This is a genomic window from Blautia sp. JLR.GB0024, assembly GCF_037000545.1.
GTDB classification, from domain to species: domain Bacteria; phylum Bacillota; class Clostridia; order Lachnospirales; family Lachnospiraceae; genus Blautia; species Blautia celeris.
Genome location: NZ_JBANBF010000003.1, coordinates 1 through 24,969 on the forward strand (window position 1 = coordinate 1; position 24,969 = coordinate 24,969).

Annotated in this window: 22 protein-coding genes and 1 CRISPR repeat array (1 of these 23 only partly in view); of the genes, 5 read left to right on the forward strand and 17 right to left on the reverse strand. The window is 47.6% G+C overall.

Annotation, left to right across the window (positions count from 1 at the left end):
• Nucleotides 1–148: 148 nt before the first annotated feature.
• The 8 genes from V8Q34_RS08130 to V8Q34_RS08165 all read right to left on the reverse strand — a co-directional run bounded on the left by V8Q34_RS08130 (nucleotide 149) and on the right by V8Q34_RS08165 (nucleotide 11,009).
• Nucleotides 149–3,133, reverse strand: a complete 2,985-nt coding sequence (locus V8Q34_RS08130; protein WP_335835205.1) for an AAA family ATPase — start codon at nucleotides 3,131–3,133, stop codon at nucleotides 149–151.
• A 127-nt stretch (nucleotides 3,134–3,260) separates the two neighbouring features.
• Nucleotides 3,261–3,845, reverse strand: a complete 585-nt coding sequence (locus V8Q34_RS08135; protein ID WP_033143992.1) for a HutD family protein — start codon at nucleotides 3,843–3,845, stop codon at nucleotides 3,261–3,263.
• Entirely contained in the window at nucleotides 3,814–4,134 is a 321-nt protein-coding gene (locus V8Q34_RS08140; RefSeq protein WP_033143993.1) for a hypothetical protein, read from the reverse strand. Before V8Q34_RS08140 ends, V8Q34_RS08135 begins: the two co-directional genes overlap by 32 nt.
• 74 nt (nucleotides 4,135–4,208) lie before the next feature.
• Entirely contained in the window at nucleotides 4,209–5,816 is a 1,608-nt protein-coding gene (locus V8Q34_RS08145) for a BCCT family transporter (protein WP_054353703.1), read from the reverse strand.
• A gap of 106 nt (nucleotides 5,817–5,922) precedes the next feature.
• Nucleotides 5,923–7,419: an HAL/PAL/TAL family ammonia-lyase gene (locus tag V8Q34_RS08150; RefSeq protein ID WP_033143927.1), complete on the reverse strand. Its 1,497-nt coding sequence runs from the start codon at nucleotides 7,417–7,419 to the stop codon at nucleotides 5,923–5,925.
• 1 nt (nucleotide 7,420) lies between these two features.
• Nucleotides 7,421–9,688 (reverse strand): xanthine dehydrogenase family protein molybdopterin-binding subunit, encoded by a 2,268-nt coding sequence (locus tag V8Q34_RS08155; RefSeq protein ID WP_335835206.1) that lies wholly within the window; start codon nucleotides 9,686–9,688, stop codon nucleotides 7,421–7,423.
• Complete coding sequence (locus V8Q34_RS08160) at nucleotides 9,688–10,548, reverse strand: FAD binding domain-containing protein (RefSeq protein WP_244806605.1); 861 nt, start codon at nucleotides 10,546–10,548, stop codon at nucleotides 9,688–9,690. Before V8Q34_RS08160 ends, V8Q34_RS08155 begins: the two co-directional genes overlap by 1 nt.
• Nucleotides 10,545–11,009, reverse strand: a complete 465-nt coding sequence (locus V8Q34_RS08165; protein ID WP_033143933.1) for a (2Fe-2S)-binding protein — start codon at nucleotides 11,007–11,009, stop codon at nucleotides 10,545–10,547. Before V8Q34_RS08165 ends, V8Q34_RS08160 begins: the two co-directional genes overlap by 4 nt.
• A 205-nt stretch (nucleotides 11,010–11,214) precedes the next feature.
• Here V8Q34_RS08165 and citC point away from each other — a divergent pair, with 205 nt between their 5' ends.
• The 4 genes from citC to V8Q34_RS08185 all read left to right on the forward strand — a co-directional run bounded on the left by citC (nucleotide 11,215) and on the right by V8Q34_RS08185 (nucleotide 14,464).
• On the forward strand, nucleotides 11,215–12,261 hold the full coding sequence (citC, locus tag V8Q34_RS08170; RefSeq protein ID WP_335835207.1) for a [citrate (pro-3S)-lyase] ligase: 1,047 nt from the start codon (nucleotides 11,215–11,217) through the stop codon (nucleotides 12,259–12,261).
• Nucleotides 12,258–13,718, forward strand: coding sequence for a citrate lyase holo-[acyl-carrier protein] synthase (gene citX / locus V8Q34_RS08175; RefSeq protein ID WP_335835208.1), 1,461 nt, complete (start codon nucleotides 12,258–12,260; stop codon nucleotides 13,716–13,718). Before citC ends, citX begins: the two co-directional genes overlap by 4 nt.
• Before the next feature lie 25 nt (nucleotides 13,719–13,743).
• A complete protein-coding gene (locus tag V8Q34_RS08180; protein WP_033143922.1) occupies nucleotides 13,744–14,262 on the forward strand; it encodes a GNAT family N-acetyltransferase in 519 nt (172 codons plus the stop codon).
• Nucleotides 14,263–14,329: 67 nt separating this feature from the next.
• The gene (locus V8Q34_RS08185) at nucleotides 14,330–14,464 is read left to right on the forward strand and encodes a hypothetical protein (RefSeq protein WP_255611251.1); all 135 of its coding nucleotides are present in this window, start codon (nucleotides 14,330–14,332) and stop codon (nucleotides 14,462–14,464) included.
• Here V8Q34_RS08185 and V8Q34_RS08190 read toward each other — a convergent pair.
• From V8Q34_RS08190 to V8Q34_RS08220, 7 genes are all read right to left on the reverse strand, one after another.
• Nucleotides 14,461–15,201 carry a DNA alkylation repair protein gene (locus V8Q34_RS08190; RefSeq protein ID WP_335835209.1) on the reverse strand — a complete coding sequence of 247 codons (741 nt, stop codon included), beginning with the start codon at nucleotides 15,199–15,201 and terminating at the stop codon, nucleotides 14,461–14,463. The two genes, V8Q34_RS08185 and V8Q34_RS08190, sit on opposite strands and share 4 nt — an antisense overlap.
• Nucleotides 15,202–15,255: 54 nt before the next feature.
• The gene (locus tag V8Q34_RS08195; RefSeq protein WP_335835210.1) at nucleotides 15,256–15,810 is read right to left on the reverse strand and encodes a GNAT family N-acetyltransferase; all 555 of its coding nucleotides are present in this window, start codon (nucleotides 15,808–15,810) and stop codon (nucleotides 15,256–15,258) included.
• Nucleotides 15,807–16,481: a PHP domain-containing protein gene (locus V8Q34_RS08200; protein WP_227210036.1), complete on the reverse strand. Its 675-nt coding sequence runs from the start codon at nucleotides 16,479–16,481 to the stop codon at nucleotides 15,807–15,809. The genes V8Q34_RS08195 and V8Q34_RS08200 overlap by 4 nt, the downstream gene beginning before the upstream one ends.
• 32 nt (nucleotides 16,482–16,513) lie before the next feature.
• Nucleotides 16,514–17,812 (reverse strand): hypothetical protein, encoded by a 1,299-nt coding sequence (locus V8Q34_RS08205; RefSeq protein ID WP_335835211.1) that lies wholly within the window; start codon nucleotides 17,810–17,812, stop codon nucleotides 16,514–16,516.
• A gap of 8 nt (nucleotides 17,813–17,820) precedes the next feature.
• Nucleotides 17,821–18,657 carry a DUF6179 domain-containing protein gene (locus V8Q34_RS08210; protein ID WP_335835212.1) on the reverse strand — a complete coding sequence of 279 codons (837 nt, stop codon included), beginning with the start codon at nucleotides 18,655–18,657 and terminating at the stop codon, nucleotides 17,821–17,823.
• Between the two features lie 41 nt (nucleotides 18,658–18,698).
• Nucleotides 18,699–19,241 carry a DUF6323 family protein gene (locus V8Q34_RS08215; RefSeq protein WP_148393591.1) on the reverse strand — a complete coding sequence of 181 codons (543 nt, stop codon included), beginning with the start codon at nucleotides 19,239–19,241 and terminating at the stop codon, nucleotides 18,699–18,701.
• Nucleotides 19,242–19,666: 425 nt separating this feature from the next.
• Nucleotides 19,667–20,665 carry a uroporphyrinogen decarboxylase family protein gene (locus tag V8Q34_RS08220; RefSeq protein ID WP_335835213.1) on the reverse strand — a complete coding sequence of 333 codons (999 nt, stop codon included), beginning with the start codon at nucleotides 20,663–20,665 and terminating at the stop codon, nucleotides 19,667–19,669.
• Between the two features lie 216 nt (nucleotides 20,666–20,881).
• Here V8Q34_RS08220 and V8Q34_RS08225 point away from each other — a divergent pair, with 216 nt between their 5' ends.
• A complete protein-coding gene (locus tag V8Q34_RS08225) occupies nucleotides 20,882–22,441 on the forward strand; it encodes a PucR family transcriptional regulator (RefSeq protein WP_227246988.1) in 1,560 nt (519 codons plus the stop codon).
• Between the two features lie 23 nt (nucleotides 22,442–22,464).
• Here V8Q34_RS08225 and V8Q34_RS08230 read toward each other — a convergent pair whose 3' ends face one another.
• Both V8Q34_RS08230 and V8Q34_RS08235 read right to left on the reverse strand, forming a co-directional pair.
• On the reverse strand, nucleotides 22,465–23,052 hold the full coding sequence (locus V8Q34_RS08230) for a GNAT family N-acetyltransferase (RefSeq protein WP_335835214.1): 588 nt from the start codon (nucleotides 23,050–23,052) through the stop codon (nucleotides 22,465–22,467).
• 12 nt (nucleotides 23,053–23,064) lie between these two features.
• Nucleotides 23,065–24,198 (reverse strand): AAA-like domain-containing protein, encoded by a 1,134-nt coding sequence (locus tag V8Q34_RS08235; RefSeq protein ID WP_335835215.1) that lies wholly within the window; start codon nucleotides 24,196–24,198, stop codon nucleotides 23,065–23,067.
• Between the two features lie 389 nt (nucleotides 24,199–24,587).
• Nucleotides 24,588–24,969: a CRISPR direct-repeat array (repeat unit 32 nt; unit sequence ATTTCAATCCACTCCAGCGCGATGCCGGAGAC) (it continues 242 nt past the right edge of the window).

Here is a 24,969-nt window from a genome sequence, read left to right on the forward strand (position 1 = left end):
CTCTCATCTTCTCCTTTTCCTGTTTATTACATCGAATCTTTATATAGACTTTACCATACAGTTAGTCAAGAAAGCGTCGAAGAAGACGCCGAAACTATTAAAATTTTGTGAATTATCAACTATTTTTGCCTTAATTTCGTCGAATTTTTCAAATATCCTCCAGCCAGCGGATTTCATAGGCCCCCGGTATTTCCTCCAGACACCGTCTTGCCCTCTCTTTGTACACCTCCACAGGCTCTGTCAGGATATCCCTGAAATCCTCCGGAAAACGTACCAGCAGTTCTGCCTCAGTCAGTGCCAGAAGCCCTTTCGCATAGGGTGAGGCAAACTGGTGCGCGCTCTTCATGGCTTCCTCCAGATACCGGACCGCTTCCGCCTTATTTCCCTTTTCTGCCTCCAAAACCGCCAGATACCCTTTGGTAATGGAACGCCCGATAAGGGTAAAGGACTCCTCGTACACACGGTCTGCCTGATAAAGAGCTTCCTCGCTCTGTCTCGTCTTCCCCATTGCCAGATAGGAGCGCCCCATATTGGAATAGAACGTGGCGTTGCAGGGACAGTGGTTGCTGTCGCAGGTGGCAACCGCCTGTCTGTAATATCTGTTTGCCTCCTCAAAATCCCTCTGTTTTCTCCGTATTTCGCCCATGTAATTATAGCACGCAGCAATATTCAGCGCATAAATTCTGGACTTAAGCGGAGCATTCTTAAAAAATTCCAGGGATTTTACCAGATACTCCATCCCCTCCTCAAACCTGCCCTTCATAGACAGATAGAGTCCATAGAGACGGCAGGTTATGGCATAATCCTCCTGCAGTCCGTTCTTTTTTGCCAGCACAAGGCTTTCCTCCAGATACTCTTCCGTGTGCTCTACCTTCCACAAATTGGTCTGCTGATATATGAGAAAACGCAGACATCTGATCTTTTCTGCCGGGTCATCTCCTGCAAGGACATTGGACTTCAGGGCCTTTTCAATATACTGTGCCCCCTCCTCGTAATATCCCTGAGGAATGCAGTATTGGGCTGTAGCCTGCATAAGGCTCACATGCAGCTTCAGATATGACTCCTTCTGAGGATTTCTCTGACTCAGCTCCAGAAGTTCTTCCTCAAGCTGCCTGCAGTAATCCAGCACGGAATCCATCTGCACTTCCTTTTTCCCTCCGGCAGGGAAGAGAGGATACAGCTCATAATACCTGTAAGAATATTCTGTCAGTGCCCGAATCCTGTACTCCAGCGCCTTCTCCCTGTCCCCGCAGAGAGTATAGTGGTAAATCAGACGCTCGTATCTGTTGGCTTCATAGAGCGGCAGCCCCTCAATATATTCTGCCAGTTTTCTGTGGAATACACGGCGTTTGGAGGGGGACATTTTTGTATGTACAAACTTCTGTATGCTGTCATGGCAGAAAAAGAACCGCACTTTCTCACTGTCCTGCTGTTCTTTTATAAATCCCTGCTCCTTCAGTTCATCCACAGCATCCAGGATCTCCATCTCATCACATTTAAGAATCTGCATGCAGGCATCCATATCCGCCCAGGCCTGGCAGGAGGATATGAGTTCCAGCACCTGTCTTGTCTTTTTCTGCAGGGCTGCCATCTTCTGCTCCCACACCTGGTTCAGAGGCGTGATATCACCGGCCTCCAGCCTTCCGTCCCCGCAGCAGTCCAGCAGCGTCTTCAGATACAGGGCATTTCCGGATGTCTCGCTGTAAATAGTGTCTAAAAACTCTTCGCTGACCCGCTCCTCCCCCAGTCTCCCTGCCAGAATTTTTCTGACAGCCTCCCTGGTAAAGGGAAACAGCGTGATCTCCTGAAGACATTCCTCCTTCAAAAGAGGCTTCAGGGCTGTCCGCAAAGGCTGGGTAAAGATACAGGGACTGGTGGCCAGTACCATAATATTGGGATTCTTGGCCCGTATGAGCAGGGAGAGAAATTCCAGGCTCGTCTCATCCATAAACTGTATATTATCGAAAAAAAGTACCACCAGCACCTGTTCCCCGATCTCCTCAAATAATTTTATGAGCAGATTCCTGGTTGCCCGGTAGCTGTAGGAAATCGTGGTATCACCCAATACCGGTTCTTTCACATCCTGGGTATCGAAAAGCGGAAACAAAAGCTCTGCTGCCTGCAGATATTTTTTGTCCAGAGCAAAATCCTGCTTTTTCAGAAGAGAATTTACCTGCATCATAATGGTATTCCATGGCTGAAGCACGATATTCTGTTCATTTTCCAGACAGACGGCCCGTAAAATGACTGTGTTTTCCCCTGTGATCTCTTCCAGGAACCGCTCTGCCAGATAAGTTTTGCCCACACCGCTTTTGCCGGAAAGCAGAACAGAGGTGGGCGAACCGGACAAGAACTGACGGTATGAGGCCTGGAGAAGCTGCAGTTCGCGCTCGCGGCCTGTACATACTTCCCCTGAATGTTCCTCCTCCTTCTCCCCCTCCTCTGACCAGACGTGGAGAAGCTTCCTGTAAAGTTCCCGTATTTCCCTGCGGGGCGCCACCCTGAGCTCTGTATTCAGCAGATTCACAAGCTGCTGGTACAGGCGGATGCCCTTGTAGTAAAGATGCGCACTCTCATATATCTCCATCATGCGCAGATATACCCGCTCGTCTAAAGGGTCCTCCTGTACATAGCGCTCGAACAGGGTTTCCCCTTCCGCCACGGACAGATCTGCTTCGCTCTGCATCTTCTCATAAATGGCTCTCAAAAATGCCTCTTTTGCCAGCCCTCTTTTCATGGTCAGCCATTCTTCGTAAGGGTACGCATTTTTTATATAAAATCCGCCCAGAAGCTCCTCCCGGTAGAGAGACGGATCTCTTTTTTCCATGAATGCATCGTAATCCACAAGAAACATAAGTTCCGGATTCAGCTCCAGGGTCTGCCTTGTCGGTGAGGAGACAAGATCTGTATGAAATATTTTGCGAATGGTGTACAGTGCATGCCTCAGATTCTTCTTTGCGGTGGCCTCATCACAGGAATCCCAGAGAAGGGCCGCAATCTGGTCCCTTGTGGCCTTTTTCTCAATGGCCATATAGAACAGAAGCGCCTCTGCCTTCTTATAAGGCAGTATGACCTGTTCCCCATCCAGTAAAATCTGCGGTGTCTGTAACACATATATCTGAACTGTTGACACAATTTTCTCCTTTCCGAAAAACCTGTTGCTTCTGCACTCCATTTTATACAAAATCCGACATAAAGTAAAGCAAAAAGGCCGCCGCTTCGGAAATTCACCAAAGCGGCGGCCCTGCTGCCGATCATCTTTATTCTGCTTTTTTTACTTTACAGATACCGAGTTTTGCGGCGGTATCACCCGTACTCTGTACGGCAAGCGCTTCTTCCCAGTTTTGGCACAGAAGCAGTTCGCCCTCTTTCACCGTATGATCTGAAACACAGATACATCCCTCACCCACGTAGACAGCCAGCAGGTCAAACATGCCTTCCGGCTCCAGCATACAGGACTGTCCGGCCTCCAGTATAGCGGCCTCCATCCTGCCGTCCGCGCCGTTTTTCAGCATCAGGTTAAAATCTGTCACTTTCCCGTAGCTGACTGTGGGCACACCTCCGTCAAAGCAGTCTACCTCATATGGCTCCAGCTCTGCTTTGGTGTTGACACCGTGAATCATATCCAGATGTCCCTTCAGAGTCATCAGATAGCGTTTTACTCCGGGAAGGCTTGTGAAACTGGATTTCTGCAGTTCCACTGTGGCACTGCTGATGCGTGCCTGAAAGGTGCCCTCCTTGTAATCCCCATCCTCAGGATAGATAAAGAGCTGTGTTGTGGTTCCTCCTGACCAGACAGAAGTCTGATACTGCTCAGCGTTTCTTACAGTGATACTGGCATTCATGACGTTTTTCCCCTTTCTTTGCCTTCGGCTCAGGGTTCTTACAGAATTCCCTCTTCCGAAACAGGCTTCTTAAAAGCACCATCCAGCCCCAGGAAATTGTAAGGGCGGGAAATGCTGATAAAATAATCCCTTTTACGGGAGATATTTCCGTAAATGTAACCGGCCCGAAAAACATCACAAATACGACAACCATCATGATCACCAGCGTTATCTTTTCTTTCATGGTGTTAGGCGGTGTCAAAAATATCTTCTGGAGATCCATCTCCACTCTTTCCGGTTCTTTTTTCATACGCTCACTACTCCTATCCTTTAAACTATACCGCAAAAAATCTTATCTGTAAAGCAGCAGACAAAAACTCAAGTTCAGGCTTTTGCATGTTCCTCAAGCACCTGAGGCTCCACATCGACCACATCATCCACATCCTCAATGATCTTATCAATAAAGAAAATCTTAAAGGTGGACGCAAGCTGCAGGATGAAGATAGGCAGTACGCAGAATCCGCCTACACCCGACAGATATTTCACGCCTTCCACGCCCTGCTGTCCTCCGCCGAAGATTACCATGATCACGGAAATGATACCGATAGAAACGCCCCATACGATCTTCTGCCAGTTTGCAGGCTCCTCATCGTAGCTGGAACCCTCCGTACAAATCTGGGAGATGGTGGTGGACATGGTATCCGCCGTGGTTGAGAACGCCGCTATCATGGTGATCATGATAAGAGGAATGAGGATAAAACTGATCGGCATCTTCTTAAGCAGCTCCCACAGACCGGACACCGCAATGCCGTTCTGGATCGCCCCAATCAAATCCGCCTTTCCGATATCCTGCCAGTTGAGTGCAGTTCCGCTCCATACGGAGAACCAGATAAGGCCAAAGGTAGACGGCATGATCCAGTTTACGATCATGAACTGGCGAATGGTTCTTCCGTAGGAAATCATAGCAAAGAAGATAGCCATCAGCGGCGCATAAGCGATCCAGCACGCCCAGTCAAACATGGTCCACCAGGTAACCAGTGCCTCACCGCCTACATTTCCGGGGTCAAGTCCCCATGAGAGGAAGTGGTCGCCCCAGTATCCGATACCTGTATTCATCATGTTCAGTATGTACACCGTCGGTCCTGCGATCAGCAGGAATACAAGAAGCACATAGAAGATCTTGGAAGTTCCGTTCGCCAGCCACTTGATACCTTTATCAAGGCCAGCCACAGAGGCAATGGTAAAGGTGGCCGTAATGATCACGAACAAGGTGATCCACACAACCGGTCCCTGCTTGATACCGTAAGCTGCCTCCAGACCGGAGCCGATCAGAGCCAGTCCCATACCCAGGTTACTGGAAAGTCCCAGTGCCAGAGCCACGATGGAAATTACGTCGATGATGCTTCTCAGTACACCGTATTTGACTCTCTGTCCAAAGAGAGGAGTCAGGGAAGCTGCCACAGACAGTTCTTCCTTCTTGTTGAAATAAATGTAAGCCATTGCACATCCAACGATGGAGTACATTGCGTAAGGGATAAATGTCCAGTTGTAGAACACACGGCCCATACCGAACATGGCAGCCTCCTGGGTCAGCGGCTCAATGCCGTAGCCTCCCAGTTCCCCGTAAATACTGCCGTAATAAATCATTACCTCATTGGCACCGTACACGATACATCCTGTAGCGATACCGCCTGTCAGCGTCATGGCGAACCATGAACCAAAGGAGTGCTTTGCCTTGGCATTGCGGCCTCCGAACCTGACCTTGCCCAGTTTGGAAAATGTAAGTATCATTACCACAACCAGACAGAAAATAGCTACCAGCTGATACAGCCATCCAAAGCTCTTCAGGGACCATCCGAAAATAGCTGAGCAGACTTCCGTCAGCCACTCATTTTTCAGGATTCCCAGAAGTGCTCCGCCGCCGATGATAATGAACGCAGGAATAAACACACTCCATCGAACAGCTTTTTGTTGTTTCTTTTCTCCACTCATAGAATACCCTCCTGGTGATATAATTTTTTCCCGCGGCTCCCCGGTATATGACCGGACAGCCGCTTATGTAATGCGGATTGGTCTTTCCGCTTTACTGCAGTCTTATTTACTCTGTCTTATAAGATTTCAGGAACTCATAAGTCTTCTGGATGTCCACCGACATGTTCCTGTCATTGTCCAGATAGGGGACCACTTTCCTGTAGGACTCAAACAATGGCTTTGTCCCCTCCCCAAGCATGGGATTCTCTCTTAAATCCACGGCCTGGGCTGCATGCATCAGCTCAATGGCTGCCATGTAGTACAGGTTGTCAATGATCCTGCGCATATTTGCCGCTGCCATGGTGGAATTGCTTGCGGTATCCTCTATATGGCCTGCCATGCTCAGGAAATCAAGGGAACATGGATTGGCATACATGCGGTTCTCCGTATCCAGATAAGACACGGTCTTCTGAATGGTTCCGTAGGCAATGACCGCGCCCTCCACAGGTGTCAGGAAACGGTTCAGCTTTGTAAAGCCCGGGTCACCGATCCTTAAAATCTGCTGGGAGATCATCTTTGACATATGTGCCAGTCCCGTGCTCGCCATCTCCACAGCCAGTACCCAGGTAAGCGGTTCAAAGTTAGGGCTTCCGCACATTCTGTCCTCCTCAGGAAGCAGGCATGGATTGTCATCTGTGGCATTTAACTCCACACTAAGCTGCTGTTTCAGGTAGCCCAGGGCATCCATCACAGAACCTGTGATGGCGCTCTGGCACCGGAAGCTCAATGGGTCCTGAAGGGCTCTGCCCTCCCAGGGTTTTTCCAGATAACTGCCCTTTAAGAGCTCCTTACATTTTCTGGCTGATTCTATCTGGCCCTGATAGCCCCTCTCCCGGTTCACGCTCTCGTCCATGGGGTCAAGCACGCCGTTCAGCCCCTCAAGCGCCAGGCAGAATACCCTTCTGTAACGCTCAATAAACTGTTCCGCCTCAATGACTCCCATGGCTGCGAAAGCGGCTCCCTGGGCATTGGAGGAGACAATGCCCAGGCCGTCTTTTGGTCCCAGCTTCAGCGGCTCCAAACCTGCCAGCTCCAGCGCTTTCGCACTTTCCATGCGCTGGTTCTGGTAATAAGCTTCGCCTTCCCCGATGGCTGTCAGTCCAATGGCGGGAAGGGTTGCGATATCTGCTTCCCCCACGCTGCCCCGGCTCTTCATGACCGGATGGACGCCTCTGTTTAAAAATTCCACATAATACTGCACAATCTCCGGGGCCACACCTGTGTGACCGCAGAGAAAACCGTTCAAACGGACAGCCATGATGGTTCTTGTCTCCGGAATGCTGCACTCCGGCCCCACACCGATCATATGGCTTCTCAAAAGATTCTTGTTGTAGGCGTCGTATCGGTCTGCATACACCACCTTGTCCTTGTTCCAGCCCACACCTGTATTCAGCCCGTAAACTGCAACACCGCGTTTATCCAGCTCAAAAATCAGCTCTCTGGCTTTCCTGACCTTGTCCATGGCTTCTGCATCCACTTCCACTTTTGCATTTTCAAATGCGATTTCCTTGATCTGGGAAATCGTCAGCTCACTTCCGGTCAGCCGAATTACCTTCTCCTGCATGTTAATTGCCCTCCTTACGTTTCTCTTCCAGATATGCCACTACCTTCTCCGGTGTGATGGGATAACTTGCAAAACAGCTCCCCAGCGCGTAGTTTATGGCATTGGCCACTGCCGGCGCCGGTGCCACGGCTGCGATTTCTCCCAAACTCTTTCCTCCGTATGGGCCATCCGGCTCCCCATCCTCCACAAAGATGGAGCGCACCTTTGGCATATCCGGCGCATTGATAATATGATACTTGGAGAAGTTTTTGGTCTTGACCCTTCCCTTTGCATCATAGGAAATCTCTTCAAAAAGAGCCTGCCCCAGACTCATCTGGGCACCACCCTCCACCTGGCCTTCAGACAGCGTCCGGTTCATGACCTGTCCCACATCATGTACACAGAGCAGGTCCAGCACCTCTGTCTGCCCCGTATACTTATCCACCCGCACCTCAGCAAAGGCACAGCAGTAAGTTCCCGGGTTGGACGGCGGCTCGTATTCCAGCTCTGTGTGCATGTAACGGCAGCACTTAAGTTCATAGTCAAGCGCTATTTGTTTATAAGACTTCTCCTCCTTTTCGCAGCGAAGGATTCCGTCATCGGCCTCTATCTTGTCCTGATCCCATTGATACATCTCCACACAAGCCTGTTTCATTTTGTCCAGAAGCTGTTCTCCTGCCTTCTGCACTGCCCGTCCGCACACATAGGTGACACGGCTGGCCTGTGTTCCCGCCGCGTCATATGGGGTGATAAAAGTGTCGGCCTCGTGGATCTTGATCCGGTATACATCCATATGCAGCGCTTCTGCTGCTATCTGCTGCATGGTCATAACCGTTCCGCAGCCCTGGTCATGGATTCCGATCTGCACCTCCACGGTTCCGTCCGGATGCAGGGATATGGTCACATTTGTAAACTCCGGATACGCGCCCTTATAGCCATTTCCATGGGCACCGCAGGCCATGCCTACTCCATACGCATACCGTCTGGTATCCTTCTCATGGATATGTTCTCTTTTTTCTTTCCAGGAAAAGGCCTCCATGCCTTTCCGGATACATTCCTCTATCCTGGCATTTCCCAGATTCGTTCCCCCTGTGGGGTCATCATCCATAGGATGTACAATGTTTTTCAGCCTGAGTTCACAAGGGTCCATACCGATGGCATTTGCTGCCTGGTCCAGATTTACCTCCGTGACAGCATGAGCCTGGGGAGAACCGTAGCCTCTGCAGGCGCCCCCGGAAATGGTATTTGTATAGAAGGTCCGCACATGGCAGGTCTGGTTCTCAACATGATACATGCGGAACAGTTTTTTACAGTACGCCATGGCAATTGCCGAAGCATTGGTATAATAGGCACCTCCGTCAATATCCGCATCTATTCTGCGTCCTCTAATGACGCCATCTCTGGTAACCGCTGTTTTTACACGGGTTTCCGTGGCATTTCTGCTTCTGGTTCCCATGACTGCATCCTGCCTGTCCATATACAGCATGACCGGACATCTCAGTATCCATGTGGCAAATGCACAGGCCGGCTCCACCACGGTCTGCCCCTTTCCTCCAAAAGAACCGCCCATCACAGCTTTTATAACACGGACCTTTGTATAAGGGATGCCCAGCAGATGGCTGATATGGTATCTGACCTGGTAAACCGTCTGGCACGGGGTCCAGAGTACCAGATTGCCGTTCTCGTCAATCTCACTCAGTGCAATATGGGGTTCGATGGCGCTGTGGTGGATTTTCTGGGTACTTCCCTCTGTGCTCACCACGATCAGCTCATCTTTTGCTTCCCCATCTCCGGTAAGCGCCTCATAATCCCCGCAGCTAACCTCTTTTTCAAATGCAAGCATACCCTCTGTTTTCCTGGCAGCATTAAGGCCGATGACGGGGGCAGCTTCATCATAATCAATCTCCACCAGACTGACTGCCTCCTCCACGGCTGCCTTGGTTTCCCCTACGACAAGGGCCAGATGGTCTCCCACATAACGGGCCTTTTCGCTTAAAATATACTGGTCCATGGGAGCATCCAGACAGGCAGACCAGTTGTGCGGGTTGTAAGGTATTTTCGGCACATTCGCATGGGTAAACACTGCCCGGACGCCCGGTACCTGTTTTGCCTTCTCCGTACGGATTGAAATATCCGCATTGGCTTTTTCACTCAGAACCAGCTTGGCATAGAGCATGCCGGCAATCTGCCTGTCACAGGTGTACTTTGTCTTTCCCCTGGCCTTGTCATACACATCCTCACGGATATAGCTCTTTCCCACATATTTCAAATCGCTTTTATTTGTATCCATTATCTGCCCACCTCCTCTTCTGCCCTGCGAAGGTCATCCAGTATCTGGTCAATAACCCCGAAAGCGGCTGATTTTTTATAATGCTTTGACGGCCGGTTCGGAATATTCTCCTCTATCTGGGCGTACACGGCATCCCGAATCTTTTCCTCGTCACAGCCGGAAAGTGTCTGTCCCTCCAGGCACGCTTCAATCAGACGGGCACGGCCCGCTTTTGCGCCCACGGCCCCCAGATATACCACAGGGTGCATCATACATCCTTCTTTTATCTCTGTACAGATACAGCCGTTTATCTTTGAAATGGTAACTGCTTTTCTGGCACCTACTTTTGCAAATGCTGAAAGCACATGCTGTTTCTTCACAATAAACTTAAGGATGACTTCTCTTTCTCCCAGGGTGGTCTTCTCCAGGCCTTCCACAAAATCATCCACCAGACGTTTTGTCACTGCACCTGTCCCGTCCAGAATCTCTGCCTCTGCGCCATAGGCAAGCAGCACCGGGGTAGTATCTGAACTCTGGGATGCGTTTGCCACATTTCCTCCCAGGGTGGCCCGGTTCCTGATCTGGGTGGAGCCTACCATGGATGCGGCCTTAGAAAGAGCCGGTATCCATGTCCTGACAAGGGGACACTGTTCCAGCTCTGTCATGGTGACACCTGCGCCGATGATCACGGAATCCTCTGTCTCTGTGATCTGTGACAGCTCCGGCAGATGTGTCAGGTCAATCAATGAATAATGAAATTTTTTTTCTTTTCTCAAGTGGATGACAAGGTCTGTTCCCCCTGCGCAGAGATAAGTATTCTCATCTTTTTCCCTGAGGGCAGCAGCCAGTTCATCCAGATTTTGCGGTATTCGGAAACTCACTTGATTTCCCCCTCTCCCACGGCATTCACAGCCTTCACGATTTTCTCATACCCTGTACAGCGGCACAGATTTCCCTCGATGGCTCTCTTGATTTCCTCCACTGTGGGGTGGGGATTCTCATAGAGCAGTGCCTTACAGGACAATATCATACCCGGTGTGCAGAAACCGCACTGGATAGCTCCCATCCGGATAAACGCCTTCTGCAGCGCGTCCAGCTCACCGTTTTGCTCCAGGCCCTCAATGGTGGTGATTTCCCGGTCCATGACCTGGCCTGCAAAAACCGTACAGCTTGTCACAGCTTTTCTGTCCAGCAGTACCGTACAGGCACCGCATTCACCCTCACTGCAGCCCTCCTTCACACCGGTCAGTCCGCAGTCCTCACGCAGAAAATCGAGCAGACGTTTTGTCGGCTCTGTCTCTTTCTCTACCTGTTCTCCGTTGATCATACATCTGAGCAGCATTCTATTCACCCTCTCCTGCTTTTTTCTTATATCTTTTGCGCCTCTTTGTGCGTTTTTCAGTCTGTCCATTGTCTGATGAGTCTATTGTATATCACTTCCGTTGAAAAACCGTTGAAATCCCTCTGGTTTTTTGTCTATTTTCCAAGAAACTCTTGACGGAAATGGTTTTTTCTTAAATAATGAGTAACAGACAGGAGGTTTTACTATGGAACTGGCAAACAGCTACCTGGAGGAGGGCTTTCCCTTCCGGGGCCGAAAGAGAAAAAAAATGGAACAGTTTCTGGAAAAAAGCGGCCTGACCTATGACGCGCAGATCATCTACTCTGTCCTGCTGTGCAGGGGGGACGGGGAGATCATAGGCTGCGGTTCCAGACATGAAAATATTTTGAAATGCATTGCTGTGGATGAAACTTATCAGGGGGAAGGGCTTCTGCAGCGAATCGTCACACAGCTTATCAAACAGGCTTATACCTGCGGCATTCCGCATCTGTTTTTATTTACCAAACCAAAATACCGGGTTGTTTTTGAGGATATGGGCTTCTACCCCATAACGGAAACAGATACCATGCTGCTGCTGGAGAACAGAAAGGATGGTATCTCCCATTATCTGAAGGAGGAGCTTGCCAAATTTCCTCTCCCTCCCTGCAAAGACGCGGGTGCCATTGTCATGAATGCCAATCCCTTCACCAGGGGGCACCGTTATCTGATCGAAACCGCGGCACAGGCGTCTGACGTGCTCCATGTCTTTGTGCTCTCCGCTGACGCTTCGGAGTTTCCCGCTGATGTCAGGCTTCGCCTTGTCAGGGAGGGATGCAGGGATCTTGAAAATGTCATGGTCCACGGCAGTTCCGAATATCTCATCTCCCATGCCACCTTTCCCGACTATTTCCTGAAGGATAAGGCAGGGGCTTCGGACAAAGCCGCGGAGCTGGATTTGAAAATTTTTGCAGACTATTTCAGAGATGCCTTTCATATTAAAAAACGTTTTGTTGGGGAGGAACCCTTTTCCCCGGTCACAAGAGCGTATAATGAACAGATGAAGCAGACCCTTCCGGCCTGTGGGATCGAGGTTGTGGAAATTCCACGGAAGACATGCGGAGATACAATTATCAGTGCAACCCTTGTCCGGGAGAAATTCCTGGCAGGTCATATGGAATCCCTTCGTCCACTGGTGCCGGACAATACTTACCGCTATCTGGTATCACAGGAGGGGATTGCCCTCAGAAAACAACTATTGGAGAGACAGTCATGAACCATACAGATTTATGCTCCGGCACTCCCATTACCCTGGATCAGGTGCTGGATGCCAGAGAACGGCGGGCAGCCATTCAAAGAGAAATGCTGAAAGATATACAGCGTGATAACACTGCCCTGATCAGCTTTACATTGAATATTGTAGGGCCAATCAAGGTCTTCCCCTATACCATTCTGGCCTTTGAAGCAGGTCTGGAAGCCATCCGGGAATGCCTTCTCTGGCTGGAAGCGGATATCACCGCTTTTCGGGAGGTTCGGGAAGTTACAGGATATGAGGCATTCTTTTCTGTTAAAAAGGAGTCCGGTCTTGCCCGTATATGTAAAACACATCTCACAAAACTGGAGGAAACCCATCCTCTCGGACGTCTCTTTGACATTGACGTGCTGATGCCTGACGGAACTAAAGTCTCCAGGGAATCCCTCGGATATGCCGGGCGCACCTGTCTGCTCTGTGACAGACCTGCCTTTCTGTGCGGACGCTCCCGGACACATACAGCTCAGGAGCTGGTGGAGCGGGAGATTTCTTTTATGAGAGATTTTTTTGTGGAACGTTTTTCCGTCCATATCGGACTGCTGATGCAGAAAGCGCTTTTTTATGAGGTCAATACCACTTTAAAGCCCGGCCTTGTAGACCTTATGCACAACGGTGCGCACACAGATATGGACCGGTACACCTTCCGTGACAGTGCCTATGCTCTTACTTCTTATTTTATTGAGGTGACCAGGCAGGGGATGGAATTCGCCCTTAAGGAGGGAAAGGAGGAGGACCTGCCGGAGCTGTTCGCATCCATCCGTCCCCTGGGCATAGCTGCGGAGACGGCTATGAAACAGGCTACGGGCGGGGTCAACACCCATAAAGGCATGATCTTTTCCGGGGGCATTCTCTGCTGTGCGCTTGGCTATGATATGGTTTCCAGAGACGCGGGCGGCTCTTTCCGCCTGAAATACGCCAATCCCGGGGAGGCCTTTCCCCATCTGGAAACCACAGTGCGGCAGATGCTGGTTCATCTTCCGGATGACTTTCAGAGGCTTGACACCTCCCATGCCGCAAGCCACGGAGAGCGGCTGTACAGACAGTATGGCATCACCGGAATCCGCGGGGAGGCTCATCTTGGTTTCCCATCCCTCTTTCACATGGGATATCCCCTCTTTCTCCGGGTACTGGCCCATGGCGGTTCCCTGAATGAGGCGGGATGCATCACACTTCTGCACTATATGGCAGAGACAGAAGATTCCAATCTGATCACCCGCTCCGGCTATGAAACAGCGGCGAAAATCCGGAGAGAATTAAAACGATTCTTAGAACATGCCTCTTACGAAGAACAGCTTGCCGTTCTTCCCCGGCTGGATGATCATTTTGTACGAAATCATATCAGTCCGGGCGGAAGCGCGGATATGCTGGCCCTCACATATTTTTTATATTTTACAGGCATTTTGCCCTGCAGATGGGATTGAGAGGCTGCGCAGAAAGGAAAATGAAATGGAGTTTCAAATAAGAAAAGCAGATTACCGTGATATTCCTGCCATTATGCAGGTGATGGCCGAAGCTCAGAAGGCCATGGAACACCCGGAGTGGTTCTGTTCCGACTGTGAAGAATATATGAAAAAACACATTGAGACATGCGGCTTTACCATTGTCGCAGAACCTATCTCCCAGTCTTCCCTGGCAGGATTTTTTCTTATAAAATTCCCGGGGCTTGCAGAGGAAAACCTCGGTCACTTACTTGGCTATACGAAAGAAGAACTGGAGAAAACCGTTCATATGGATATGGCGGTGGTGCATCCGGCATATCAGGGAAACCGCCTTCAGTCCCGCATGCTTCATAAAGCTGAGGAGGTTCTTGCCGGCTCCCCTGTTTTGAGGAACCGGCTTCTGGCAACCGTACATCCTGACAATCGTTTCAGTCTGAACAATATGCTGAATAGTGGCTATGAGATTGTAAAGACCACCCGTCTATACGGCGGCCTGCCAAGGCATGTGCTTCAAAAAATATTGTAAATTTCATTCCGCATTTGTTATAATTTATCACATTCTCCGCAAACTATATGCATGGAGGTGATCACAAATGGAAAATGATTATCAGGTAGCTTCTATTTCAGAGGACTGTGTCTCTGAAATCAATGAGCTTCAGAACAGATTAAATAAAGAGACGGATAAGGATATTGTACTTATCGCTTATCAGTCTAAAGCAGACGACTAAAGCTGCTGTGCCGGAAGAGGCGCTGCGTTTTCCTTCCCCATCTTTGAATCGGAAGCGATCAGACGGCTGCGCCCCTCCACTTTGACCAGCTTTTCCAATTCTTTCAGGGCATCTTTTCCTATCCATTTCTGGGCCTTGTCTCCGTTTTCTATCAGCTCATGGGCCAGCAGCACTGCTTTTTCCTGGTAATCAAAATCTCTTTTTCCGATCTCTCTCAATGCCCAGGATACGGATTTTTTCACATGCTCTCTCTCATCATCCGAGTATGTGCGGATGAGGGAAAGGTAATGGTCCAGTGTCTCGTTTTCCGGATTCTTTTCATGGATGGCAGCGGATGCCATAAGGGTATAGGCAGCGCGTTTGACGTATACTGCCTCCGCGTCGCACCATTTTTCAATGAGATCCTCGTATCCTTTCAGTTTGATCAGCAGATTCTTGCACAGATGGTCGCACAGATCCCAGGAGATGACATCATGCATGAATGCCTCTCCCTCCTGCAGTGTAAACTTCTTTTTGTCAATTACCAATACGGCAAGCAGCCTCGCCTCATGGTAACCTGTGTTCCACAATTCATGAGCCAGAGCATTGTCTTTGCCCGCCTTTTTTGCAAGTTTTCTCACATCCGCAGTGGATACGCCTATGCTGCACGCCTCCGGTATGCCCAGTTTCACCACATTTGCTTTGTATTTTTCTGAACTCATTTTTCTTAATTCTGACAGGATTTCATCACTTGTCATGCTTTTGTTCCCCCTTTGATATGTAGTTTTTCGACAGGTTTTTGTCTGAGATTTTCACAACTGCAGTTCCCCCACCGGGATCACCACCCCCGGTTTATCTGAATGTTCCTGCAGGAATTTTTCCATCCACACCACATCAAGCCAGTGTCCGCCCTTATATCCGCATTTCGTAAAATGTCCCACTGTCCGATACCCCATTTTTTCATGGAATCCTATACTCTCGGGATTCGGATATGTAATGCAGGCGTTGGCATTTGTTATATTCTGTCTTCTGAGAATATCCTCCAGAGCAGTATAGAGCTGCCGGCCTATTCCATTTCCTCTTACATTTACCTTGAGATATACCGTTGTCTCCACAGCCCAGTCATAAGCCGGCCTTCCCTTAAAAGGTGATGCATAGGCATAGCCCAGGATTTCGCCATTCTGCTCTGCTATAAGGTATGGATATTTTTTCAGGGTTTCCCGGATCCTCTGTGTAAATTCCTCTACAGAAGGTACCTGATATTCAAATGTGATGCAGGTATTTTTTACATATGGCTCGTAAATTTTAAGCAGTGTTCCGGCATCCTCCGGTACTGCCATTCTTATGTAGATATTCTTTCTATTCATGAACTTTCTTTCCCTTCTATGATCAGATGTGGTTTGTGGTGTTTCAGATAATCTGCCAGTTCTCCGGAATCCTTCACCTGCTGTTCCAGTATAATGCCCCCAAATCCCAGATTGTCCATAACATGGAAATCACTGCCGGACACCCGTTTCAAATCAGGATGGTCACAGATCCATTTCTCCAGTAGGTCATTGTGATTATTTCCATTCGGTCGTTGGTTAAATTCCACTCCGTCCAGATACGCAGGATTCTGCGGACTGCATGGTGGACGGAATGGATGTGCCTGATACAGAAGTGCTCCATTTTCATGGCATAACTCATACAATTCCTGCTGTGTAAAAAAGCACAGATTGGGATGGGCAAACAAAAACTCTCTGTCCGCCCCATAGATAAGGAAATCCTCGGCATAAGGCTCCAGCCGGATTTCAATTCCCAGTATCACCGTTAGTCCGCACTCTCTGCCTGCCTCATATGCTGTGTCATATCCCAGAAGATAACGCTCCATACGCTCACGGTCTGTACTTCCGAAATCTTTTAAAAGGTCATTGTCAAAATGATTCGTTATAACTATACCGTCATAATCCGTCTGACTGTACGCCTTTACCACTTCCCTTGCTAAAATCCGGGCGCAGGGGCTTCCTTCTGCTGTGTGGGTGTGCATTTCTAATTTCATTTAACGTCCTCCTTTTCAGTATAATATCATGATCAAAACCACGGAACATCATACTCCTCCACCTTCTCCGCATCCAGATCAACAGAATACCCTGTAGCTGTATCCGATTTTTCATGATACTTTTTATACATCACAAACAGAAGAGACTTCCCGTCATCTGAAACTCTGTCATACACTACCGTCACTTCGTATGGCCTGTCCGCCTCATTTTCGTACTCGGCAATATCGCCTCCCAAAATAGCGTAAAAGTTTCCTTTTGCATTGTACGTTTTTTCTGATGTCGTATACTGCTCTGACAGTTTTTTCTCATACAGAAGGTCATAGGAACGCTCCATACGGTCAAAATATTTTTTATTTTCATCCTCCGTGTCTTCTGTGATCTGCTCTATCCTTTCACTCTCTTCCATGGACTGCAGCAGTTCATTGTATGTCTGTGCCAGCGTTTTCTCTGTATTTTCGGCATCCGCATAATAATCACCGCGCTTTTCCAGATCTGAAGATTCCGATTCACCTCCGAAGTACAGACTGCATATTCTTTTATTCTCTTTTACCTCAATCTGTACCTGCAGAACGCCGGTAAATTTCTTAAATATGGAATCTTCCATGGCATCGGAAATCATAGCGGCAGCTTCTTTTGACGCCTGCTTCATCTCCGATTCATTTTTCACAATAAGATGGTATCCTTCGGTCCCGTTCTCCTTTGTTTCACTCCACTCTGTCTGAAACGCCTCCGCTTCATAGGTCTTTTTAAAATAATCACACGCAATATTTTCTATAAAATCATCAGAAAGCCCGCTGCCGGAAACGGTGGGATAGCCTAAAATATGTACCGCGATCTGCGGATATTCTTCCGTCACATACGCGCCGGAATTCTCCGCAAATTTCATTCCGTATTTGTCCTCAAGAAGCCTGATATCTCTCTCCTCGTCCCATTCAAACTGCCTTCTTCCGAAGAAAGATATCTTATCCCAATAGGTATAGCCTGTTGTATAACCACCTGACTGCTCTGCCACGCAGATCATACCCAGGCCGATATCATGCTCCGAGGGCGATGTCAACAGGAAGTAAACAAAGCCTCCTATAAACACAATCACTGCCAAAACAGCATAAATAACTGTCAGTACAACAGCCAGCACCTTATACTTTATTCTGGTCAGGTAATATCCGATAAGCAGGGCCGGAAAAAGGAAAACCAGCGCCCAGAACAGGGCCTGCACCCACAATCTGAACTCAACCCCAATCCCCCGCAGGATAAACCTGGCAAGTACGAATCCCAACAGGCTCCCCAGATAAATGATCCAGGGAAGCGCATATTTTATCTTACGTTCCATATTGTCTCCTATCCGAAAAATACAGTCTCCAGATTGCCGTAGGCTAAGCCGTTTTGAATCCGGACAGCATATTCATGACACAGGCTGTCAAAGTAAGAAGTCCATATCTGTCTGCCGGACTTTTCAGCAAGAACCCGAAGCAGCATTCTCAGTTTTCCCTCTGTCCTCTGCAGATCATCCCCCCGGAAATATTGTTCTGCTGCCTCCATATCCTGACTGCAGAGCCGAAGCTGTGAAAGCTGCCTGTCCGTTATCATGCAGCCAAATGCCGTGACGAGCACCAATTCACTGAGATTCCCCATATATCCAGTACTATTCCCTCTCTGAACACGTTCCAGAAGCTGCCTCACAGCCTGCTGCGGAAAACATTCCAGAAAATCCTTCTCCACTACTATATCACATAAATACTGATAGATGACATCAATTCCGCACATTTCCCTGTGAATATTCACTGTCGGATAATCCAGTGTGAGCAAATGGTCCTGCGGCCTGAATCTGGCATCATAGGCAATAAAAAATGCAGGCATTCCTTTCAGTATCGTCTCCCTGTAGTTGCTGCAGCCGTAATCACAGAAATCTTTGATCAGTTTATCGTAGATTTCTTTTGCCTTGCGGGTCTTTTCTACTACCCTGTCATAGCCGATTCTATATGCATCTTCCGCTTTCACTGTATGTTCGGACACTAATGTATATTCTGAGGTATCCCGGCATTCCCTCACACAATAGAGCACTGCCTCCATCAGCATCTGCGCTGTCTCATACGTCACAGAACTGCTCTCCTTGGAGGTGTATTTCTCCGCAAGCCGTGCTGTCAGCGGCAGTAATTCTTCCAATTGGTATTCCATTTGCTTTTTCCCCTTTCCAAATTACAGATAACACCCTCTTTTTACTCCCAGAAAAGCTCCCTCAGGACAGACTGATAGAGTTCGTCATCCCATCTTTTTTCCTCACTGAGTGATTCATATTCGTCGAATCCACCGCTTTCCGTAAACCCCTGATAGCCTTCTCTGACAGCCTTTGCAAAGCGTTCCAGGCACGTATCTTCCAGATAATCCAGGTCCCCGAAGCACACAGATTCAAACTGCTGCCTCATAAAATTCAAAAGCTCATCATCTGTCATTTTATCCTGAGACTCGTTCTTAAAATGATAAAAGATGTCCTGCAGTCTGGTGAGAACAGCGAGATAATTATCTTGGCTGACATATTGGGAATCGCAGAAGTTATAGACGATCTTGTCTAAAATCCCCCTGCCGAACTCAACTCTGCCGTACTTTTTCAGACTTTCATTTCGCCTTACGATCAATTCTTTTGCCTCCTGCTCCGTAAGTGTAAGCCCGAATTTTTCCGTCTTCTGATTGTACGCGTCCAGCAAAGCCAGTTCATCCTTCTGCCTCTTTTCTGTAAGCAGTTCAAAAATCTGTTTTTCCATGACTTATCTACCTGTCCTTTCCTGAAAACATTTAACCGGCGGAACTATTAAGCCGGCCAGACAGTTACCGGCCGGTTTCTATAGCTGCTCATTTATTACTACTCACTCTGTGCCCGGCAGTGCGCTTCGCGATACACAGACACAGAACATTCTGTTCCATATCTCACCGGCCGCCGCGGTCTCTGCATACTTTGGGCAAAAAACACTTGGCAGGACAGTGGATATGAATGGTAACGCTCATTATACAGTCGCAGAAAGTCCATTACAAGCCTTGAAAAAAACCCTGTTTTGTGGTAATATAATAGTGCAAAAGGAAGCAGAAAATAAAAATCTGCTTCCTTTTTTCATTTCTGTATTCTATTCTTTTGCCTTTCACGCTTCCGCCATATTGATGCGCGGTATCTTACGGGATACTGCCGGACTGATCAGCCAGGATATTTTCCAACCGGATGCTCCTGCGCATATTTTCTTCCGTAGGAGTGCAGTTCATCCATGACAATGCTGTTATTCCACTCCCTGAAGCAGATGCCGTTTGGTATGGATGGATAAAATCTTCCGCCCGGGCAATAGGTATCAATCGCTCTTCTGACCTCTGCCCTGATCTCCTCCTCCGTGATATTCTCAATATCTACTTTCGGGCCGTCAATGCCTCCGACCATAGCAAGCTTTCCCTCTGTCACTCTCTGGATTTCCACAATATCATTCTGCGCGATCGTACCCTGCCAGATATCCACGCCGATTTCCACCATATCTGTGACAATGGGCTGGCAGATGCAGTCCGCATGGTGCATATAAATCATACCGCAGGCATGTATGGTATCCGCGATCTCTTTCTGCAGAGGTTTTATGATTTGGCGCCATACCCTTGGCGGAAGAAAAACATTTTGCTTGGAACCCCAGTCATCGTGATAAAAGATTATGTCAGGGTGGATCTGTTCTGCCACCATCTTGATATACTTTATTTTATAATCAGCAATCACCCGGAGCAGTGCTGCCATCTCATCCGGATACTCCAGATAATTTACCAGGGCCTCCTCCATTCCCATCAGATGGTGAGAGCGCTCAAAAAGGCCTCCGGCGCACATGAATCCCACAAATTTTTCCCTGCGGTCCACTTTCGCCGCTTCCTCTTTCACCAGCGTCCAGTCCAGATGATCCAGATCCGGTACGGTGAGCTGCTCCTCCCATTTTTCAATATCCTTGATGACAGCATTTTCACTGTTCACCCTTGGATGAGGGCCGGGGGCACCCGGCTTATAAACATAGACCGTTCCCCAGGAATCCTTGTGCTCCAGCCCATCCTGAGGGCACATGTCTCCCATGAGCACAGGGTCCGGCACAAGTACGACGGCATCCATCAAATCCCCGTAAAAATCAGGTTGTTCCCTGTTATAAATTGCCATAGCGTTTTCCCGCAGATTCATATGATCGTTTCCTCCTTTGTCTTCCGAAAACTTTTTATAGGTAACTATTCAGCCAGCTGAATAGTTACTTTTATAGTTCTATTGTATAACAATCCATGTTTTCAGAAAATGTACAGACTGTATCTGTTTTTCCACTCCTTATAGGCACTCTGCCCATACTTTTTCTTGACAAATAGAGCCATAAATTATAATATTTTGACAAAGGAGTATATTCGTATGAAAATCAATCTGGATATCATCGCAGAAGAATTATCTGCCTTCTCCCCCAGACGGGCAGGCAGGAAAAAATCAGATACTACAGCGCCAAACCTGCAGGGTGTCGGCCTGTACCATTCCCAATCCTCCCTGTCGCCGGAAATCTGTTATGCCGTGGATGCAGACAGTATTTCGGATTCTTTTAGCTGCCCTTTTGGCATCACACTGGCTGTCATGGGAAATACAGCCGGGCTTTTGCCGGATACAGCAGACGCGGATATTCTGATACTGAATCGAGGGGATGCACAGTGCACATTCAGCGACATGTTCAATGCGCTTAATTCCGTTTTCCTAAAATACCAGGCGATTGACACACGGCTCAGTTCTGCTGTCATGAAAAACGCCCCTCTGCAGGAAATACTGAAAATCGGTGAGGCCCTCTTCGGAAACCCTCTCATTCTTTTCGATAAAAATTACTGCATTTTAGGGGAAGCGGATTCCCGCCTGGAGAAACTGGAGCTGGTGTGTGACAAATGGTCGGATTCCAAAATGCTCTCCATTGATACAGTCAATGCCATCAAGACTTCTCCGGAATACCGCAGAGCTTCTGAATCCTCTGATATTTGTTTTGTATCGGAGGAATATTTTGCATACAATACGCTTTTTGCCCCTGTGGAGGGAAGCGGCTCCCCTTTGACCCTGGCTGTTATGGAGACAAACTGCCCTCTCACCCGGGTACACCGGCAGCTTGCCCTGTACTTTTCCGGTATTCTGCGGCTTGCCCTGGGAAGAAATCATTTAAGCTCCGGACATTCTCTGCGGTTTGAGGATTTTCTGAAAGAGCTTCTGTACGACACGCAGATTGAACAGGCCGTGATAGACCGCTATCTGCTGGCTATGAATTGGAAAAACGGGGACAATTACCTGCTGGTTACCTTTCAGACTAACCGTTTCGACAAGATCAATTCTATCTACAATAACATCTGCGGAAATATTGAAAAACAGATACCTGAAAGCTTTGCCTTTTATTTTGAAGACAATCTTCTCACTGTTATCAATCTGGACCAGGCCCGCCTGACCAAGACGGATGCTGTCCATATGCTCTCTATTTTCCTGAGGGAAGGATTATTTCACGCCGGCATCAGTTATATTTTCTTTGATTTCAGCACTTTTTCCAGCTATTATAAACAGACTCTGGGAGCTCTTGAGATGGGAGAAAAATATAGTCCTCATGAGTGGTGCTATGATTTTGAGGACTATGTGCTGCACTATTTTATGCACTACGGCACCAGCCGAATCGACGGAAGACATCTGTGCCATCCCGGTGTAGTGCAGCTTTATATATATGATTCTAAGAATAAAACAAATCTTCTGGAAACATTGAGGGCTTATCTGGACTGCGGAGGAAATGCGGTTCTGACCGCGCAGAAACTCTATATCCACAGGAACACCCTGTACCAGAGACTGAAAAAAATAAACGGCATCATCCATACTAATCTGGATAATGCCAATGTCAGGCTGTTTATTATGATGTCCTATACATTTGTAGACCTGCTGGGACTGACCCCTGTGGAATCTTAAGGCATACCCCAAAGCGCATTCCGTCATTCATGCCTGCGGCAGGCACGCTTTACACGGCAAGGGATACTCTCCCAATCGCTTTTCAGCATGCGGTATTCCATACGTGTTTTCATTTTACCGTCATGCCATTCGTAGTCCACATGTTCTGCCTCCCTGATCATGCCGCATTTCTGCATAACACGCTCGGAGCCTCTGTTTTCCTTGAGGCATCCGGTGGTGATGCGGTATACGCCGCCCTTTGAAAAAGCAAAGTCCATCACCTTTTCCAGCGCTTCTGTCACATAACCGCAGCCCCAGAATTTCGGATATGTAAAATACCCCAGGTGCACCAGCTTTCCCACAGGTGTTGTATCCATGACCGTATATCCGATACTGCCGATTTGTTCTTTTGTATCCTTTTTCTGCATGTGCAGAAAATATCTGCACCTGTCTTTCCCCCGGATATCCTGCAGAATATCCGCAAAATACTTCTCCGATTCCTCCCTGGAATGGTGCTGGATATCCTGAAGATAATACATCACCTCATCGTCTGCCATAAGTCTGCTGTACTCTTCTGCATCATCCTTTGTATAATCCCGTAAAATAAGGCGTTCTGTTTCTAAGTATATCAACGCATGTTCCTCCTATATGACCACTTCGGCAAACTGGTTTCTTTCAACTGCCGCAGCATCTGCCAGCCTGCTGTTCTTTGTTTCATTGAGATAAAATAAATCATACAGATACGTTTCAAAAATACGGTTTGTTATGGCTACTTTATAGTCTTCTTCTTTCAAATATCCAAACATTGTGCCTATTTGAATTGTATTATCCGCAAGCGAAAACGGGTACGATTTTCCGCCCAGAAGTATATGATGGAGCATCTCATTTAAGTCAGGATACAAGTCAAGATTTTTGTTAATATCATCAAATAGTATACTCCGGCTCATCAGCATATATTTAACAGCAGCTCTTACTCCTTCCGGGCACCCCACAGAGGCTCTGTCACCAAAATCTTTATTTTTCCAGACTGATTCATCCAGCAATTTGCAGATTTGTGATACAAGGTATGGATATCCGGACGTATAGGCATATATTTCATTACTTAATTTGTCTATATCCATTCCATATTTATAATCTGCCTCATACTCTTCCAGCATTGTAGCTATTTCTTTCGGCGAAAAGGACATATCTACATCAAAACTTTCTGCAATATTCCATGGACTGTTATATCTATGCTCTGCATCCGGCCTGATCTTCAATTTTAAATTTTTTATGTCGTAAACACCCGTAAGAATCACGTTATGAAAAAAATTCTCTTTTCCCTTTTCTCTGTCCAGGTATTTGTCTCGAAGTAAACTGAGAAAAGAAAGAAATATCTGATTGCTTGAGCTTTTGTCAACTTCGTCAATCAAAAGGATGATTTCCTTATCTGAATCCGTACATAACCGGCTTATCTTATCGCCGAGGTTCTGAAAAGTCAGCTCATCTTCTTCATAATGATTCCATTGTTCAATTACATTAGCATCTAAACTTTCATTTTCCAATTCTTTGGTGACCAGCTGCGCAAATCCTCTTACAAAATTTTCTCTGGAATCAAATAAATCATCTGCGCCTTCAAAACTGATACTGATAATCATGTACTGATCCTGCAAATATTTTTCTAACTGATACAGCGTTGTGGTTTTCCCGTATTGCCTGCCTCTGTTAATTGCAAAATAATACCCTGGTTCAATGTATTCTTCTACAATTTGTTTTACTTTTTGTGATATGTCTACCATATAATGTTTCTCTGGTATACAGATTCCGGTCACGTTATAACGCTTTAAACCTCCTGGGATGTATTATTGTTGGGGAATCATTTGCAAGATGATTTTTATGCATAAATGCGATAAAAATTTGAATTTGCAGTGCTGATTATTATCTTTATGTCTTTATTAAACGTAAATATAAATTGTAGGTGATCTTGTTTTGATTCTAATTTAAGTGGACGTTAATTTCAAGGTATGAATTTTGTCCGGTGTATTTAGTGTTAATACTATTGTGACTGTCTTCGGTGTGAAGCTAAAGACAATACCCAAAACTGTGGTTGTATTCCTACAAGCATTTCTATCTGCTTCGGCTTGAAGCCGGAGACTTAATTGTCCAAGAGTAGAAGCAGATGTTGCATATTTCAATCCACTCCAGTGCGAAGCCGGAGACTATACATGCACAAGCAGAGGGGACAACAGCTTTATTTCAATCCACTCCAGCGCGATGCCGGAGACAAATATTGCATTTAAACTGAACCGGATTTATCAGATTTCAATCCACTCCAGCGCGATGCCGGAGACCAGACTGAAATATAAAACCTGTCTCATACGTTGTATTTCAATCCACTCCAGCGCGATGCCGGAGACTGGTTGCAGATTCCGTAACCTGCGGGAAACGTGGATTTCAATCCACTCCAGCGCGAAGCCGGAGACATGGTGGCTGCCTCAGTATGGGGAAACCCGGGAATTTCAATCCACTCCAGCGCGAAGCCGGAGACATGATCAATTGCTGCTGTTCTT

Coding starts and splice junctions, on each gene's coding strand:
- V8Q34_RS08200 (WP_227210036.1), bottom strand. CDS start 16,481: ATGAAATTAGAAATGCACACCCACACAGCAGAAGGAAGCCCCTGCGCC.
- V8Q34_RS08220 (WP_335835213.1), bottom strand. CDS start 20,665: ATGAATCTGCGGGAAAACGCTATGGCAATTTATAACAGGGAACAACCT.
- V8Q34_RS08205 (WP_335835211.1), bottom strand. CDS start 17,812: ATGGAACGTAAGATAAAATATGCGCTTCCCTGGATCATTTATCTGGGG.
- V8Q34_RS08140 (WP_033143993.1), bottom strand. CDS start 4,134: ATGAAAAAAGAACCGGAAAGAGTGGAGATGGATCTCCAGAAGATATTT.
- V8Q34_RS08190 (WP_335835209.1), bottom strand. CDS start 15,201: ATGACAAGTGATGAAATCCTGTCAGAATTAAGAAAAATGAGTTCAGAA.
- V8Q34_RS08195 (WP_335835210.1), bottom strand. CDS start 15,810: ATGAATAGAAAGAATATCTACATAAGAATGGCAGTACCGGAGGATGCC.
- V8Q34_RS08185 (WP_255611251.1), top strand. CDS start 14,330: ATGGAAAATGATTATCAGGTAGCTTCTATTTCAGAGGACTGTGTCTCT.
- V8Q34_RS08145 (WP_054353703.1), bottom strand. CDS start 5,816: ATGAGTGGAGAAAAGAAACAACAAAAAGCTGTTCGATGGAGTGTGTTT.
- V8Q34_RS08235 (WP_335835215.1), bottom strand. CDS start 24,198: ATGGTAGACATATCACAAAAAGTAAAACAAATTGTAGAAGAATACATT.
- V8Q34_RS08225 (WP_227246988.1), top strand. CDS start 20,882: ATGAAAATCAATCTGGATATCATCGCAGAAGAATTATCTGCCTTCTCC.
- V8Q34_RS08155 (WP_335835206.1), bottom strand. CDS start 9,688: ATGGATACAAATAAAAGCGATTTGAAATATGTGGGAAAGAGCTATATC.
- citX (WP_335835208.1), top strand. CDS start 12,258: ATGAACCATACAGATTTATGCTCCGGCACTCCCATTACCCTGGATCAG.
- V8Q34_RS08135 (WP_033143992.1), bottom strand. CDS start 3,845: ATGAATGCCAGTATCACTGTAAGAAACGCTGAGCAGTATCAGACTTCT.
- citC (WP_335835207.1), top strand. CDS start 11,215: ATGGAACTGGCAAACAGCTACCTGGAGGAGGGCTTTCCCTTCCGGGGC.
- V8Q34_RS08210 (WP_335835212.1), bottom strand. CDS start 18,657: ATGGAATACCAATTGGAAGAATTACTGCCGCTGACAGCACGGCTTGCG.
- V8Q34_RS08165 (WP_033143933.1), bottom strand. CDS start 11,009: ATGCTGCTCAGATGTATGATCAACGGAGAACAGGTAGAGAAAGAGACA.
- V8Q34_RS08180 (WP_033143922.1), top strand. CDS start 13,744: ATGGAGTTTCAAATAAGAAAAGCAGATTACCGTGATATTCCTGCCATT.
- V8Q34_RS08215 (WP_148393591.1), bottom strand. CDS start 19,241: ATGGAAAAACAGATTTTTGAACTGCTTACAGAAAAGAGGCAGAAGGAT.
- V8Q34_RS08150 (WP_033143927.1), bottom strand. CDS start 7,419: ATGCAGGAGAAGGTAATTCGGCTGACCGGAAGTGAGCTGACGATTTCC.